Source organism: Pseudoalteromonas sp. 5Ae-yellow, assembly GCF_014077565.1.
GTDB lineage: Bacteria > Pseudomonadota > Gammaproteobacteria > Enterobacterales > Alteromonadaceae > Pseudoalteromonas.
Window position 1 is genome coordinate 1 of record NZ_JACGWD010000085.1, and the last position, 16,484, is coordinate 16,484.

A 16,484-nucleotide genomic window follows, 5' to 3' on the forward strand; every position below is an offset into this window, starting at 1 on the left:
GAAACGCTGACGCTATTTCAGTTACCAACAAGGCATCATGAGCGCAGCTTTCCACGATGTGTGAAAAAGAAACCATCTAAATATCCCTATAAAAAAAAGCCAGTCAGTGTTAACTGACTGACATTACCCAAATTTGGGGCTTTTAAAAGTTAACTGATTAATTGGTTATTTAATCGTTTTGTATTTCCCATGTAGATCCAACACCTACTTCAGATGATTGAATATAATGAAGCCCTTTAGCACCCGCCTCTGCCTGAAGGCCTGCAGGGTCAGTTTCTAATAACGTACTTGTTGCTGTAACGTACTCAAGTACTTCTTTACCATTCGTTGCTGGGTCTTGGTCAATTGCACCATCAGTATCGAATGCGCCATTACCGTTTAGTTTTCTAATTTCAACCCACTCACCGCTTGCATCGCCTGATACTCGACTATCCATATAACCAAAGTTGTTACTTAGCACCGAACTATCATGATTAATTAAGTCACAGTCATATTCAAAAGCATGGTCACTTTCAAGTGTATTTGGGTAAAATAAGCCTTGAGTTGTAGCACTGCTATTTATTGTGTCTTCGTCTGTTTGATCACCTAAACCATTAGCGATTAAATTACCATTAAAGGTTATTTTAAATGCGTTTTTAGTTAAACCATAAAGCACTGGTGTATCAGCGGCTGTTAGATCATCACAGTCACTAACGGGGGCACGCGAACCTATTTCAGTACTAAATACGATAGGCTGCTGTGAGTTCAAAACCGTATTATTTGTTACATTTAGTGTAAAGTCACCAGCACTATCAAGCACAGCTTGGTTACCCGAATTTGGCACACCGCCGTCAGCTTGAGAAAATGGGTTAGCTGTAAATACAATACCGCCCGCTTCTTTATTACCAGAACGAATACCTGCAATGTAGTTGTTACTTACGGTGTGACCAAGTGGTGTAATTAATATACCCGCTGGGCGATCATCAGAGCTTGCAATATCGGTAGTTCGAATAATAACGTTATCTGTAACACTGTTGAAGCCACCATCTTCTAGTGAAATACCACCATTAGGATTTACAATTGTATTGCCTTTGATGGTTGCACCCGATGTTTGCACTCGCATTAAACGACGACCCGTTACAAAGTTTTCTACTCGGTTGTATTGAATAGTAAAATTAGTGTTCTCTGCTGCGTCCGAGTCTGTAGTACTGCCAACATTAATTAAATGTAAGCTAGAATTGTCAAAGTTTGGATTGCTACTAGTGCCACTAAACAAGTTATATTCGATAACGTGATCCGAGCTTGCAGATGCCATTTTAATCACGGAGCCATTTTCAGCAAAATTACGATTAGAAAATGTATTACGTTCGATTAAAGCGCCTTTACCTTTTAGCATTAACCAATGATAAGTAGAGTTGTTTAGCGTTGCTTCATCGCCATCCATCGTGTTTTGCGAAAAAGTAAAGTTATCGCCTTCTGAGTAAATAACAGCATCTTCTTCGGCTTCGCAAAATGCACCCGCTTTAGTATCTATATTCTTAAAGGTAAGCCCTGTTAATCCAGCGCCATCTACTCCAGCAGCTACATGTACACATACTTCACCGCTAAGTACAGGAGTTTGACCCTCTACAGCGCGAAGCGTTACTGCACTGGTTAATAAAATTGCATCCATATCAGCATAAACACCGGTGTTTAAGCCAATAAAATCACCATCAGCTAAACCGCCGCTTAAAGCACCAAGGAGTGCTTCAGGGTTACTAACTAATTGTGTGTAAACCAATGTATCAAGTGAGTTTGTAACCTCACTCGCAAAGCCATCGTTATCCGTATACGTAGCTTTTACCGACATTATTGAGCCAGCGTAAGCAGCAGGTGTAAATGTTTTACTATTACTGTCGGCTACTTCAACGCCATCAGCAGACCAAGTATAAGTAACGTTTGCCTCTTCAACACCATTGTTATCTGTTATCTCAGCTGTTAACTCGCCACTTGTCAAATAAGGTGCTACGCCCATAATTGCGACGCTACCGGCTTCGTCAACCGCAACAGCAGAAACAGCAATTGTTTCCTCAGACGTATTATCCTCGATAAATCCATTATCATCTGTATAAGCAACTTGAACACTTATCTTTTGACCTAAAAGTGATGCATCAACTGTAAAGGTACTTTCTGTCTCGCCAACTATCTCTTGTGCATCAGCAAGCCACTGATAAGTTATATCTCCGGTTGCTCCATCGGTATCTGCAATTTCTGCTGTTAATGTATTGCCAACAGTTGGCGTACCACTAATTGTAACTTGGCCTTCTGAATTTGTTCGTGCTACTACTTGTGTTCCAGTTGATGTAACAGATTCAGCAAACCCGCGGCTATCTTCAAAAGATGCACTAACTGTAATAACAGTACCAAACTGTGCGTCTGTTAACGTGAGCGTTGAAAGTGCTTCATCTGCAATCTCTACGTCATCAGCAAACCATTTATAAGTTACTGTATCGCCATCAAAACCGTTTTCGTCAGCTACATTGGCTGTTAGTTGCGAACCAACTAGCGCGTCACCCGTAATGGTTAAACTTGCAGGAAATGCGATGGCGGCAACATCTGCGGTTGGATCTGTAATATGTGATTCATTAATACCGCCATCATCGGTATAAAGCCCTTGAACAGTAATTGGTAACCCTATCTGATCGTCAGTCAGTGTAAATGAAGCGCTATTTGCACCTGCAATTGCCTCACCATCTGCATACCAATAGTAAGTCACGTCACCTGAGATGCCATCAGGGTCACTAACTTCTGCCGTTAATGTTTGTCCGCTTGTAACTGTTCCACTAAGAGCAATAGAGCCCAAGTTGTTGTCATTATTGTTTGAGTTTGTGTCACAACCAACTATTGCTGCTGCAATAGCGCATAGCGCAAAATGTTTTAATTTCATGGTGGCTCTATTCTCCAAATTTATGATTTTACTATTTGGTTATCTATTGTGTGTGTTACCAAATAATTCACGTGTGTATTACCAAATTTATTTGAGTTGCAAATAAATTGTTAACCAACTTGGTAATATAACCATAATAAAATAACTTTTTCCACTACGCCCACCCAAATAAATAACAATAAATAAACATAAAGTTAACCGCGCACTGTTTCCCTAGTAAAAAATTGAATTCAATCATGTATAATTACTGCGAAAAAACATAACTTTAGAGCAAAAAAATTGTTTTTACATGAGGTTAAGTAAATCAGATTTATCTAATATATATAAAGTATTCTTATTTGAAGACTATAAGAAAATTAAGAAATGAAGTGAGTTTGTATAGAAAGGATTATTTACAGAGAGAATGAAAAATAAGAGTAAAAAAGGGGCTATTTTTTTGCCCCTTTTTTATTAAGTACTGTTTTATAAAATAGCGTTATTATAAAACTCTACAGGCTCATTTGAGCCCAAAGCAACAGGCACGCGTTGATGCAAGCTCGTTGGCGCAATATCTAAAATACGCGTTCCTCTAGAAGTTGCTTTACCACCTGCGTTTTCAACTAAAAGTGCTAGTGGGTTTGCTTCATAAAGCAGTCTTATTTTTCCGTTATCGTTACCACTGCGTTTATCTTGTGGGTACAAAAATAAGCCACCTCGGCATAAAATACGATGAACGTCGCCTACCATCGCTGCATTCCAGCGCATTGAGCTTTTTTCAAAGCTTTCACAGGTGTATAGCAATTTATCAAAATACACTTGAGTTGGTTCGTCCCAATAACGGTAGTTAGCCATATTAACGGCAAATTCGCGACTTTGCTCAGGCACATTCAATTGCTTATTTGTTAATAAGTAACCGCCATGTGTTGAGTCTAATGTATAACAACGCGTTGGACCGCCAGTACTCATTACAAGTAATGATGAAGGGCCGTATAACACATAGCCTGCACATACTTGATTCACACCTGGCTGACTAAATTGCTCGTCGCTGTCGAAAGCAACATCATCACGGGCTAAGTAAATAGTAAATATAGTGCCTATTTGACCATTAACATCAATATTAGAAGAGCCATCTAATGGGTCAAAGGCAACAATAAACTTACCTTCAGGATGACCACCTACCGCATGATCTTCTTCTTCTGATGCAACTGAGCGTACGCTGCTATCGTCAAGTAGTATGTCTTTAAGTAGTTGATTTGCGATTACATCCAACTTTTTTTGAACTTCACCCTGAACATTTTCGTTAAGGGTTGAGCCTAAAACACCGGCTAATTCACCCTGACTTACTCGAAAAGCAATTTCTTTACTAGTCGCTAAAATTGTGCGAATAAGTAAAATAAGATCGGTATCTACACCGTCTTCTTTCAATACTGTATTTAATCTTTTCATGCGCTATACCTATTTACACAATTTAGATCGTCAAAGCATTGCTCTAGTCTTGCAACCATACTTTGCTCTGAATGACGCAGCCATACGCGAGGGTCGTAATATTTTTTGTTTGGCTTATCTTCCCCATCAGGGTTACCAATTTGCTCTTGTAGGTATGCTTGGTTATCTTTGTAGTAATCTAAAATACCTGTCCAACACGCCCACTGCGTATCGGTATCAATATTCATCTTAACTACGCCATAGGTTAAAGACTCTGCAATTTTATTGTACTCAGAACCACTACCACCATGAAACACAAAATTAATTGAGTTGCTTGGTAGATTTAATTTCTCTGATACGTAAGCTTGTGAATCTTTTAAAATAGTGGGTGTAAGAACAACGTTACCCGGCTTATATACACCGTGAACATTGCCAAAAGACGCTGCAATTATAAAGTTAGGGCTAATACGGCTCAAACGTTCGTAAGCAAATGCAACATCTTCAGGCTGAGTATATAAAGAAGAGCTATCTAAGTGTGAGTTATCAACACCGTCTTCTTCGCCGCCCGTGCAACCAAGTTCAATTTCTAGAGTCATACCTATTTTTGCCATACGCGTTAAATAACGTTCACAAATTTCAATATTTTCTTCTAAAGACTCCTCGGAAAGATCAATCATATGCGAGCTAAACAGTGGTTTGCCCGTCAGTTCAAAGTGTCTTTCACCTTCATCAAGCAAACCATCAATCCAAGGTAGTAGCTTTTTAGCTGCATGATCAGTATGAAGCATTACTGCCACTTCATAATGTGCTGCCACTGAATGTACATATCTTGCAGCACTTACCGCCCCAAGCACTGCTGATTGTTGCTCTGGTAAAGATAAGCTTTTACCACAAAAAAATTGAGCTCCACCATTAGAAAGCTGAATAATAACGGGCGAGTTTTTCTTTTTAGCAGCTTCTAGCGTCGCATTTATAGATGTTGTACTAACAACATTTACCGCTGGCAAAGCATATTGATTAGTACGCGCATGCTCATACACAGCACTTACTTCATCGCCAACGATTACGCCTGGCAGTATTGTTGGGGCTAAATAATTCATTTATGCAATCCTTTCTATTTTAAAGCCTGGATACAAGAATCGGTAATTGCTTGCCAGTTTTCTTGCTCAACCCATTCTTTTTTCGCTATCCAAGTACCGCCAACGGCGAATACATTATTTAAAGAAAGATAGTCCATTTTGTTACTTTCGCTAACACCGCCTGTAGGGCAAAAGCTGACTGCTCTAAATACTGACGATACAGCTGATACAAAAGGTGCTCCACCGGCTAGCGATGCCGGGAATAATTTTTGCTCTTCAAAGCCATATTCAAGCGCCATTAAAATATCACCTGTGTTTGATACACCAGGAAGTACCGGTACATTACATTTAGCAAGTGCGGCAAGTAATACAGGAGACACAGCTGGCGTTACAATAAAGTCAGAACCCGCTTCTAGTGCTTGCTCTAAAATTTCAGTATTTATTACCGTACCCGCACCTACTTTTAGCTCAGGCACTTGTGCCTTAATAGCTTTTAATGCTTCTAAAGAAGCTTCTGTTCTTAGCACTACTTCAACTAAAGTAAGGCCGGCGTTAGCCATAGCTTTCGCTATTTGAACACCTTGCTCTGGCGTATCAGCTTGAATTATAGGTAGCAGTGTTTGTCCTGACATAAGTTTAGAAAAGCGAGTCATAACGTTGTTCCTTTATAAAAAAGTAATGCGGCCGAGGTATGGCGGCCTTTAATGTTTAATTATTTTGTTATACCAATTGCATTAAATTAATGAGCTATTATAGCGACAAGAAAATAGCTCAATAACAAGGCTAAAATTATGATACATAGTTGTTCTATATAAATAATTTTTAACGTAGTTAGTGAGTTATTTAATACGCTAAGGTGATCATGTTTTTAATAAAATTGGTATCAGATCCCAGCTTTAACCATTGCTAGCTGAAATATATCTTTTGGAGCAATAGCGCCTGGCTGTTGTATAACAGCACCTGCTGCTTTTGCAGCAAGTTGTACAGCACTTGAAATTGATTTATCAGATAAACGAGCACCTAAATAAACACCGTTAAAAGCATCACCTGCTGATGTAGTATCTACAACATTTGTTACCGGTATTATAGTGTGGCTTTGAAGGGTCTCGCCCTCTTTTGTCACTACCGATTCAGGGCCATTTTTAACAACAATTTCTTCTATTTGGTAAGGTTTTAAATATTCAACAACCGCTTCTACGCTATGTACGTCATAAAGTGTTGTTAAATCTTCAACGCCAGGTAGGGTAATATCTGCAAGCGTAAAGGCTAAATGATATTGCTCTTTAGTTTCCTCTACACTATTCCACAAACGCGCTCTGTAGTTAGGATCAAAAACTATTTTAACTCCAGCATCTTTGAGCTGCTTTACAACTTTCCAAAATTGCTCACGTGCACTTTCTTCAATTATTGCTAATGAAATTCCTGAAAAGAAAAACATATCACCTTGGCTAAGCTGCTCAAGTGCATCAGCATCTAAAAAATCAACAACCTTTTTAGCTGCAGAATCATTGCGCCAATAAATAAAGCTACGCTCACCATGCTCATCGGTTTCTATGTAATACATGCCAGGTACTTTGGTATCGTGAGCAAATACGAGCTGTGTATTTATTTCTTCACTTTCAAAGCGTTCTAGCATTTTTTTACTTAAATTATCTTGACCTAAAGCCGTAACAACCGAAGTAGTAACCTGTGGGAAGCAACGCTTTAAATACACTGCAGAATTATAAACATCGCCTGCAAATGATTGGTGTAGTGTTGCCGCGCTCATAGCCCTAAGCTCGACCATGCATTCACCGATAAAGTAAATATTTTTCATCTTGGAAGTTACCCTATGTAGTTAACTGCTATGCGCTTATACAAAACATGTTGGCATAGCAGTTATTATCTAGATTATTGAGGCTTTTTAAGAGGTTCTATTTTTGGAATTAAAATCCAAACAGCTGCCATTGCTATAATGGCTAAAGAAGCACCAATAACAAATGCTGGTGTATAGTTACCATCAGCAGTAAGAATAGGCACAAGCGATGTAAGGCCTACAGCACCAAGTTTTGCTGCCATACCAGAGAAACCTGATAATGTACCTACAGCTTTTTTGCCTAACAAATCACTTGGTAGTGTTTGCACATTACCAATTGCAGTTTGAAAACCAAATAAAATAACAGCCATAATTAGTACCGCTGTCGTTGGTCCGCCTGGATTTGCCATTGCAAGTAACGCAGGTAGCATAATTAAACAGCCTAGCGTAATAGTTAACTTACGTGTTTTATCAGTGTTCCATCCGGCTTTAAGTCGATTTTGTGCCAGTAAGCCACCAAACCATGCACCAAACATAGCGCCAACATAAGGAACCCAACCGTATATACCAATAGACTTAACATCCATGCCGTATACTTCGTTTAGGTAAATAGGTATCCAAAAAACAAATAACCACCAAATAGGGTCAATCGCAGCAGAGGCAATAATTACACCCCAGCTTTGTTTGCGAGAGAGTAACTCAGCAGTAGACGGGTTATATTCTTCTTCATCTTCGCCAGTCACATCGCCATTATCATCAACACGTCTTTGACCTGTTAAGATATATTCACGTTCTTCGGCAGTAAGCCAAGGGTGAGAGCTAGGCGGCGCTTTAACTAAAATTAACCAAGGCACTAACCAAAGAAAACCTAATACACCAACAAAAACAAACACCATTTGCCAGCTAAAGTAGATAGTTAAGTATGCAATTAAAGGAATCGCAATAATACCGCCGATAGCAGCGCCAGAGTTAAAAATACCCTGTGCTAATGCACGCTCTTTAGTTGGAAACCATTCAGCATTACCTTTAGCTGCGCCCGGCCAGTTACCAGCTTCGGCTACACCTAAGATTGCGCGAAAAATACTAAGGCTAAGTACACCTTGTGCAAATGCATGGGCAACGGTTGCAATAGACCAAACACCTATCGATAAAACAAAACCGAAGCGTGTTCCCACCCAGTCAAATATTTTACCAAATATGGCCTGACCAAATGCATAAGCAAATACAAACACAATTGAAATATTAGCGTATATTTGTTTGCGTTCTAATGCTGATTCATCAGGGAATAAATCTTCAACAATATCAGGCCAAAGCACGCTAAGTGCTTGACGGTCGATATAGTTAATAATGGTAGCTAGCGCAATTAGCGCTATAACCCACCAACGTAAGCCTTTAAGTTGCATAATTAATCCTCAAGAAAGTCTTCACGCGCTGGGCTAAAGGTATCAATCAGGATTCCGCCTGTTGGGCAGGTAGCTCCATGATCAGCAAATGGTGGGATTAAGCAGCTATCACCCGGTTTTAAGATTTTAGTTACGCCATCAATGTTAAAGTGAAATTCACCTTCAACAACATACGTTACTTGAGAATGTCTGTGAGCATGGTTATAACCAATAGCCCCTTTCTCAAACCAAATTTTAACAGCCATTAGCTCTTCGTTGTAACCTAGCATTTGACGTTTTAGACCATTTCCTAAATCTTCAATTTCAGTCTCGTTGCCAAATGAAAAGTTTGCGCTTTGCTTTTGCATCCTATTTACTCCTGATTATTGTTCATCATATAAACGGCTAATCGGCCATTTAAAGTGAACTCTTTATTTTGATAATTGAATGTGTTTTTAGCTGATGTTGGTGCTTTATTAATAGCCACTAAATATGACTTGCCTTTAATATCAAGTTCAACAAGTGTTAAATCGCCCTGCTGACTATATTCAAGCTTTGTAACTCTACTAACAGCTTCTAAGGTATATTCTTTACTTGGATTGTATTCACCGTGAGGCTCTAATACTGATATAAATTTATGATGCTTTTGACCCTCAACGCGACGAATAAAACCGTTTTCGTTACGTAAATTAAAATCAGGGTCATTTGCGCCTATTTGGGTAAACAAGAAAGACTCATCACCTTTAACCAAACTCGTTTGCGTATAAAAGCGACCATTCTCGTTTAACCACGTTACTTTAGCTAAACCACTTTGAGGTTGCGCTTGAGCTTTAAGCCATAGATGCTGGTAACCATTTTTAGTACCTAATGCAGCGAGTTGTGTTGCATTCGCTTTTAGCTCAAAGCTGGTATCGATAAGCTGACCTTTATAATGCAAAGGCAAGTCAAGCTGATGCGCTTTATTTGCTGCAACATCAAACATATCAAGTGCAACTGTGCTTTGTAGTTCAGGTAAGTTAATAAGTGCAAGCGTGCGTTCAAGATCAACGCCTTTATAAGCTGTGCTTATTTCGCCACTTGAAACCGTGCCATATTCATTTGTTTCAAAGAAGTTAAGCGTTGGGTAGTTATTATTACCTACTTCAACATTTGCATTAAAATGTGTTGTTTCGTCAACCACTACCGTATTGTGCGCAACAGTGTGTTTAGCGTAAGTTTCGTTTTCTGGTAAGTAACGACCGCCGTATTTAGCTTCTACATTTAAAAAACGTGCTGCGCCATAATCAGATACAATTTCATTACCGTGGTCGTAAAACTGCCATGTTAGTTTATCAAAATGACCATGACCTAAACCTTGTGCAGCAGGTTTAAATAGTAGAGCTTGATCGCCACCTACCTGTGTTCTCATTACAACTAGAGCACCTTGTTTACCGTCATTACCATCGCCGAAAGCAACTGATTTAAACGAATAAGGTTTTGCCATGTTGTTATCAAGTGCTTGAGCTACTTTTAGTCCATCACCAGAGAGGATTATTTGGTCTTGTTGCTTAGCAATATCTAAATAACCTGCATCGTTGGTTAAACCGTATGCCGCAGTTACACCATTTACTAACTCAATGGTATCGATACCTTTACTTTTTATTGCATCGTTAATTGGGAAGAACAAACCGTTGTAGCTAAGTTGAATCGTCGTATCAATCGCTTTTAATAATATGCCATCGCGATATTCAAAGATTTTTCGTTGCGGTTCGTTGTTTTCAATCGCTTTAGCAAACGTGACAAATGGTAATAGTGCAAAGCGTTGATAGTAAGGACCTTCGTTATAGTAACCTTGTGGTGAAAACAGCATCTCTAGCTGCTTAATAAAGCCACCTTTACCCGACTTTTCTAAATCGTATAATGATTTTTCTACCCACTCAGGTTCACCTAATACATACCCTGCCATGCCAACACCCGCTGTTGCCCATGTTCCATGGTTATGTACTTTATTAAATGTAGAAGGCTGGCCTACTGATGTGAACAACGAAACAGGTCGTAGTAAGTCATTTTCAATTTTTTTAATGTTATCGGCATTTAACGAGTCATGAATTAGATCATATGCTTGTATTGTGTACACAAGCCACATTGCTTCATTTAGGCTTTGCCAAAAAAACTTACCTGGATTTTGCGAATCCATTTTACGTTTTGGATGCAGACCAAGCGTTGGGTATAATTTTGCATACTCAAGCAACATATCACGTACATAATTTGCGTATTTATCATCTTGGCTTAATTGATAAATAATGCCCGCATTGTACATAAGTTGGTAATTTTTCTTATGACGCTCATGTGTATAACCACCACCGCCGTCTTTTGGAACTGGCACAGTGATAGGCTGTGCAATTTGCTCATCAACTTGTGCTTTTAGCGATTCAAACGCGTTAGCAAACTTTGTGCTACTGTTGCTACTAATTGCTTGGCGCATTTGCTTAACATCATCAGTAGTAATTACTAAGTTTGGGTGCGCTGCATGCGCACCCAATGATGTAAGTAATGTAAGTGCAGCTACAGCAGCTATTTTAAAACCTGTTTGGCATTTTAATAAGTGCATAGTATTTACCCTGCCTTATTTAAAATGTTGTTATTTTTTAATACTGCCGTATGCGGGCCTTTAACTCTTAGCTCTTTCACACTTGGTGCTTTAGTTTCATCAAATGTATTGTTTGAGATTTCAGTTTTAGGCTCGCCTACTGTGTGCTCTACAACAATAGGAGCAGTTTTAACAAATTTATTATCTGTGATATTAGTAACCTGAACACCGTGAACATAAATGCTCGCTTGCTCTTTATTACGCTTACCAAAGCCAATATTATTAAGCGTGTTACTCGTCATTTCAAAATGAGGACCAAATGTACTTTCATCTGAACCACCACGGTAAAGCTTAACTATGCCGCCTTCTACATCGTTAAATGTATTATTATTTACAATGACGTATTCCGCGTTATAAACACCTAAGTCTTCAATTTCAGTATTTAGACGTAAAATGTCACCTGTTACTGTATTAAAGGTATTACCTGTAAGAATAATTTCATCAGCCATTGCACCTTTACCAGTGATAAAGAAATGGAATGAATGATTAATATCTAAAGCATTCAACTCAGAGTTAGTCATTACAAAGCGATAATTATCAACCATACCCCATTTTTGCGTACGAACAATGCTGTTCCCTATTGCATCTGGCGCGTTTTCACCTGAAATTGATAAGCCATCTAGTTTTAAGCTGCCGCCATCATGTATTTCAAATAATGTAGAGCGTTGAAAAGTAAGTTTAGACTTGCCGCTTTGCTTCGCTTTAATTGTCAACGTTTTATCAATTTTAACCAGTTTAGAAACATCATACTGACCAGGTGCGAGTTCTAATACATCACCCGACTCTGCATTATCAATAGCGTCTAGTAATGCACTTACATCAGCTTTAACAGAATGTGTTTTACCAGAATCAAAATCAACTAAGGCAGGTACTTTTGTATACCAGCTAACACCGGTGTCTTCTTTTTTCAGCACTTTCAAATCGCGCTTTGCACCTACATTTAAACTTTTAGATGTTGGGTAAAGTAGACCATTACTTGCTTTTTTAAGTGTGATTTTTTCTTTCTTTACACCGTACATTAACTCAGAAAGCACTTTTGTATCAGCAATGTTGTTACTTAGTACCAACCCACTTACATCATCAAATGTTGTAAATGGCTGTTCGCCATCTTGATTTATGATTAAGTTGTTTTTCATTGTGCTGTTTTTAGGCGCCGCACTTCGTTCAGCATCGCTACCAGCTGCAAGTTGAATATGACGCACATTTATAAATGTGTTGTTTTCAATTGTCGCATTTTCAACTTGGTGATAACGATTAATAGATGAATTTGGTACGCCGTTCATCACAGTAAAACCACTGCCAAAACGATATCCTGTTAGACCTTGTAGGTAGTTATTTCTTACAATTTGGTCTTTATTGATAACGCGTATACCACCTGTGTGGTCAACACCATTACCAATGAAAATATTTTCTTCTATAAGGTTACCGTTACCGTGGCGCAACGTTAATGTACCGCGCGCTTCATAAAATACATTATTACGAAGGATGTTTTTGCCTGACTTAACCGAAACAATTTCTACTTCACCATTGGTGCGTTCAAAGTAGTTATTCTCTACCAATGTATGCGAATCAGTTAATGAGTAGTGGCTGGTACCAATACGTAGGGTTTCACCACCGTTCGAACCAAAAGTAGGACGGTAACCAAAGTAGTTGTTATCTATACGATGATAATTTTCCTGACTTGCTTCAGTATTTAAACGAACAGCAACTGTCACGCCTTTATTTCGTTTGCCGACTAAATGGCTATGATCGAAGCGGTTATGTTGTCCATATAGTGCCACCCAATAATCAGACTCTCGTTTGTCTGGATTACTGTAATTATCGATTACTGTTTCTGTAACTCGTGAATTGTAGGCTAATTCATTTTTATTTTTACGAAACTCTATTACAGCTGAGCTCGGTGTATAGCCGTCTTTGAATACTAAACCTGAAGCTTCAAGGTATTTACCTGCAAGTCTTAGGTTAGATTGACCCGATAAAATTACTTTACCGTTAGTTTCAGCGGTCAATAAAATAGGAGAGTTTTTTGTGCCTTGGCCTTCAAGTAGGATTTCGAAGTCAGACCATGTACCGTTTTTAAGGATTACTTTGTCGCCAGCAACTAAGTTAGACGAAATATCACGGAAGGCTTGTTTATCATCTACAAAATAATCTTTGGCTGCTAATTGCGTAGATATACAACCAATCAGAACTAAACTTAGCTTTATAGTATTAATTAAACGCATAGTTAACTCTTTATATTGTGACTCGAATTAGGCTCTATGAATATTTAAAAGTGGTGTTGCACAAAGCAGGCTAAGTCTCGTCAATCGAAAGTGTGTGTGCTGGCGCTAAACTATAAAGCTAAGCGCCATTTGTCGTGTTTTTTACTTTTCTAACTTTTTGAAGTAATCAAAAATTTCAGGAACGTTACCTTGACCCATACCAGCGTCAAACGCTGCTTGTAGGTTAGCTGATGAACCTTCAGCGATTTTTGATTGTGTACCTAAATCTTCTACCATTTGTAGGAAGTAGCCTAAATCTTTGTTTGCATTAGCAATTGAGAAACCAAGGTCGCTAACATTATCAACCGCATAGTTTTTACAAAATTGCATAAACGGTGAATTAGATGGACCAGTCGACATGATGTCGAAAAGTTGTTGACGGTCAACACCAGCAAGCTCTGCAACTGCAAACGCTTGTGACATAGCACATACTGTAGTCATGCCCATGAAGTTGTTGATTAGCTTAGTTGTATGACCAGCACCTAGCTCGCCAAGATGGAAAACATTTTCACCTTGATCTTCTAGTACTGGTTTAACTTTATTGAATGTATCAATATCGCCTGCAGCCATAATGTTTAAAAGACCGTCTTTAGCATGTGCTGGAGTACGACCAAGAGGAGCATCAATCATGCCTGCGCCTTTTGCTGCTAAATCAGCACCAATTTTTTTAGTAGATGATGGGATAGAAGTACCAAAATCAACTAATACTGCACCTTCTTTAATGCCTGCTAAGATACCGTCTTCTGCGTAAACAATTTTTTCTACAACTGCTGACGTTGTAAGACAAAACATAACAATATCTGAACCTTCAGCTAGCTCTTTTGCAGTGCTTGCTGTTTTTGCGCCTCTAGCAACACATGCTGCAACCGCATCTTTGCTAAGGTCCATAACAATTAGCTCATAGCCTTTGTTTTGTAAATTTTCGGCCATGTTGCCGCCCATTAAGCCTAAGCCGATGAAACCGATGACTGGTTTTGACATGAATAACTCCTAAATATGTGGCGCATACTTTTATAAGAACAAGTAAAATCTACTTTAAAATACGCTGTGTCTTTGTTTCAATTTGTAGAGTAACTTTAAGCTTGAGTTATTTATAAATTAACCTGTGCAAAACGTAACTCTGATTAATTACCAATACATTGTATTCACTCAAACCAAGCAACTTACCAATTGGCATGCAAAAACTGTATTACCACACGCCTTTCTTGTCAACCAATAAGTTAACCAAGTAAATCCCATACTTTTACAAATTACATACAAATTAATTTAATATCAATTAAAAACAAAGAGTTAGATATCACAAACCTAATCAGACATAGGTTAACTTTTGTTGAACAATTAGTAGCTTTTTTTATACTAATAGGTTGACCAATAATTGAGTGTTCTTTATTTAAATATGCAAAATTCAATAAAATGGTTCATTAATTGGTAATTTACAATTGATGTTATTGGTAAAATTATAAAGACCATACGCCAACAGCTTCCAACTCTAAATGGTATTGAGGTTGTGATTTGTACGTAACGCCTACATATATAGCTAATACATATAACCCCCCTAAAACGCGCTTAATAATAGCGCTTAATTAAAAATACCCTAAACTTTGAATAAATAACTAAAGGAACTAAAAATGCGTTTATTACATACTATGCTTCGTGTAGCCGATTTGGATAAATCAATTGCTTTTTATACTGAAATATTAGGTATGAAAGAATTACGCAGAGCTGATAACAGTGAATACAGATACACTCTTGCCTTTGTTGGATATGGCGACGAAGCAGATAACACAGTATTAGAGCTAACTTATAACTGGGACGAGGATAGCTACGACCTAGGTAATGGATATGGTCATATTGCTATTGAGTTTGATGATATTTACAAAGCATGTGCAGATATTAAAGCAGCTGGTGGCAATGTAAGCCGTGAACCAGGGCCTGTAAAAGGCGGTACTACTGAAATTGCTTTTGTAAAAGACCCAGATGGCTATGCAATTGAGTTAATTCAGAAAAAAGAAGACATGAGTAAATTTTAAATTACTTAACAACCAATTCAAGTAATAACAATTTGCTTAATGACAATCTGCTTATATATGGGGTCTATTTAACGTTAAGAAAATTACGCTAGAACTAGGCAAAAATTTTTGTATCTAGTTGTTCTAAATAAAAATTTTTAACGACGTTATAGTGCAATTTAATTCGTTAAATTGATTAAAGATTTATGCTGGTTGGTATAACTATGGAGGGGTTTAATTTTATATATTGTTCAAATATTTATGCAGGTTGGTATTAAATAAAAAGGTGCTTTTCAGCACCTTTTTAACGCAACTGACTATCTTTACTGCCACGTCTATTAAACGATTTAGCGCTAGCACCATTACCTTCTATTGCAGCTTGGCATACAACACAGTAGCGCACTCCTGGTAACGCGAGCCTTCGTGCTTGTGGGATTTTCTCATCGCACTCATCACATAACTCTGCACTTGCGCCAGATATTAAATTGCTTCTTGCATACTGTACGGCATCATTAACACTCGCATCAATTTGATCTTGAATTGCACCGTCTCGTGCCCATCCACTTGCCATAAATCCTCCTAATAAAGTTGGATGTTTAAATTTATGCTACCAAATCGAATCTTTATAAGTACTGAATGTTTTTGGATTTTTGGATTTTTGGATTTTTGGATTTTTGGATTTTTGGATTTTTGGATTTTTGGATTTTTGGATTTTTGGATTTTTGGATTTTTGGATTTTTGGATTTTTGGATTTTTGGATTTTTGGATTTTATCTTAATAACACTACACTTCCCTATTAAAAAACAAGTAATTGGCGTCCTCAAGAGATTAGTACTCTTGATAACGTCGTGTATAGAGAGTGCGGTGTCACACTGCTTTATACAGTACTTAAAATAGTAAGTGGCGTCCCCAAGGGGATTCGAACCCCTGTTACCGCCGTGAAAGGGCGGTGTCCTAGGCCTCTAGACGATGGGGACACATAAATGTGTCACTAGGACAACTGAATTTTTAGACTCG

General features: G+C 38.2%; 12 protein-coding genes and 1 tRNA gene. 1 reads left to right on the forward strand and 12 read right to left on the reverse strand.

What is annotated here, in order from left to right:
* Positions 1-169: 169 nt before the first annotated feature.
* The 10 genes from H4J63_RS17525 to H4J63_RS17570 all read right to left on the reverse strand — a co-directional run bounded on the left by H4J63_RS17525 (position 170) and on the right by H4J63_RS17570 (position 14,439).
* Positions 170-2,905, reverse strand: coding sequence for a poly(beta-D-mannuronate) lyase (locus H4J63_RS17525; RefSeq protein ID WP_182197767.1), 2,736 nt, complete (start codon positions 2,903-2,905; stop codon positions 170-172).
* 462 nt (positions 2,906-3,367) lie between these two features.
* Positions 3,368-4,330 (reverse strand): class 1 fructose-bisphosphatase, encoded by a 963-nt coding sequence (locus H4J63_RS17530; RefSeq protein ID WP_024598713.1) that lies wholly within the window; start codon positions 4,328-4,330, stop codon positions 3,368-3,370.
* Positions 4,327-5,409 carry a class II fructose-bisphosphate aldolase gene (fbaA, locus tag H4J63_RS17535; protein WP_182197768.1) on the reverse strand — a complete coding sequence of 361 codons (1,083 nt, stop codon included), beginning with the start codon at positions 5,407-5,409 and terminating at the stop codon, positions 4,327-4,329. Before fbaA ends, H4J63_RS17530 begins: the two co-directional genes overlap by 4 nt.
* Positions 5,410-5,423: 14 nt before the next feature.
* The gene (eda, locus tag H4J63_RS17540) at positions 5,424-6,041 is read right to left on the reverse strand and encodes a bifunctional 4-hydroxy-2-oxoglutarate aldolase/2-dehydro-3-deoxy-phosphogluconate aldolase (protein WP_182197770.1); all 618 of its coding nucleotides are present in this window, start codon (positions 6,039-6,041) and stop codon (positions 5,424-5,426) included.
* Between the two features lie 230 nt (positions 6,042-6,271).
* Positions 6,272-7,204, reverse strand: coding sequence for a sugar kinase (locus H4J63_RS17545; protein WP_024598716.1), 933 nt, complete (start codon positions 7,202-7,204; stop codon positions 6,272-6,274).
* A gap of 74 nt (positions 7,205-7,278) precedes the next feature.
* On the reverse strand, positions 7,279-8,586 hold the full coding sequence (locus tag H4J63_RS17550) for an MFS transporter (protein ID WP_007585328.1): 1,308 nt from the start codon (positions 8,584-8,586) through the stop codon (positions 7,279-7,281).
* A gap of 2 nt (positions 8,587-8,588) precedes the next feature.
* Positions 8,589-8,933: a cupin domain-containing protein gene (locus H4J63_RS17555; protein ID WP_002962963.1), complete on the reverse strand. Its 345-nt coding sequence runs from the start codon at positions 8,931-8,933 to the stop codon at positions 8,589-8,591.
* 5 nt (positions 8,934-8,938) lie between these two features.
* Positions 8,939-11,155: a heparinase II/III family protein gene (locus H4J63_RS17560; RefSeq protein WP_182197772.1), complete on the reverse strand. Its 2,217-nt coding sequence runs from the start codon at positions 11,153-11,155 to the stop codon at positions 8,939-8,941.
* A gap of 5 nt (positions 11,156-11,160) precedes the next feature.
* Entirely contained in the window at positions 11,161-13,419 is a 2,259-nt protein-coding gene (locus H4J63_RS17565; protein ID WP_182197773.1) for a chondroitinase-B domain-containing protein, read from the reverse strand.
* Positions 13,420-13,560: 141 nt separating this feature from the next.
* A complete protein-coding gene (locus H4J63_RS17570; RefSeq protein ID WP_024598719.1) occupies positions 13,561-14,439 on the reverse strand; it encodes an NAD(P)-dependent oxidoreductase in 879 nt (292 codons plus the stop codon).
* A 647-nt stretch (positions 14,440-15,086) separates the two neighbouring features.
* Between H4J63_RS17570 and gloA the strand changes: the two genes are divergently transcribed.
* On the forward strand, positions 15,087-15,488 hold the full coding sequence (gloA, locus tag H4J63_RS17575) for a lactoylglutathione lyase (protein WP_024594782.1): 402 nt from the start codon (positions 15,087-15,089) through the stop codon (positions 15,486-15,488).
* Positions 15,489-15,771: 283 nt separating this feature from the next.
* On the opposite strand, the gene H4J63_RS17580 is transcribed toward gloA, so the two are convergent.
* Together H4J63_RS17580 and H4J63_RS17585 are read right to left on the reverse strand one after the other, a co-directional pair.
* Complete coding sequence (locus tag H4J63_RS17580; protein ID WP_010555328.1) at positions 15,772-16,038, reverse strand: DksA/TraR family C4-type zinc finger protein; 267 nt, start codon at positions 16,036-16,038, stop codon at positions 15,772-15,774.
* Positions 16,039-16,368: 330 nt separating this feature from the next.
* Positions 16,369-16,444, reverse strand: a tRNA-Glu gene (locus tag H4J63_RS17585).
* Between the last annotated feature and the right edge of the window lie 40 nt (positions 16,445-16,484).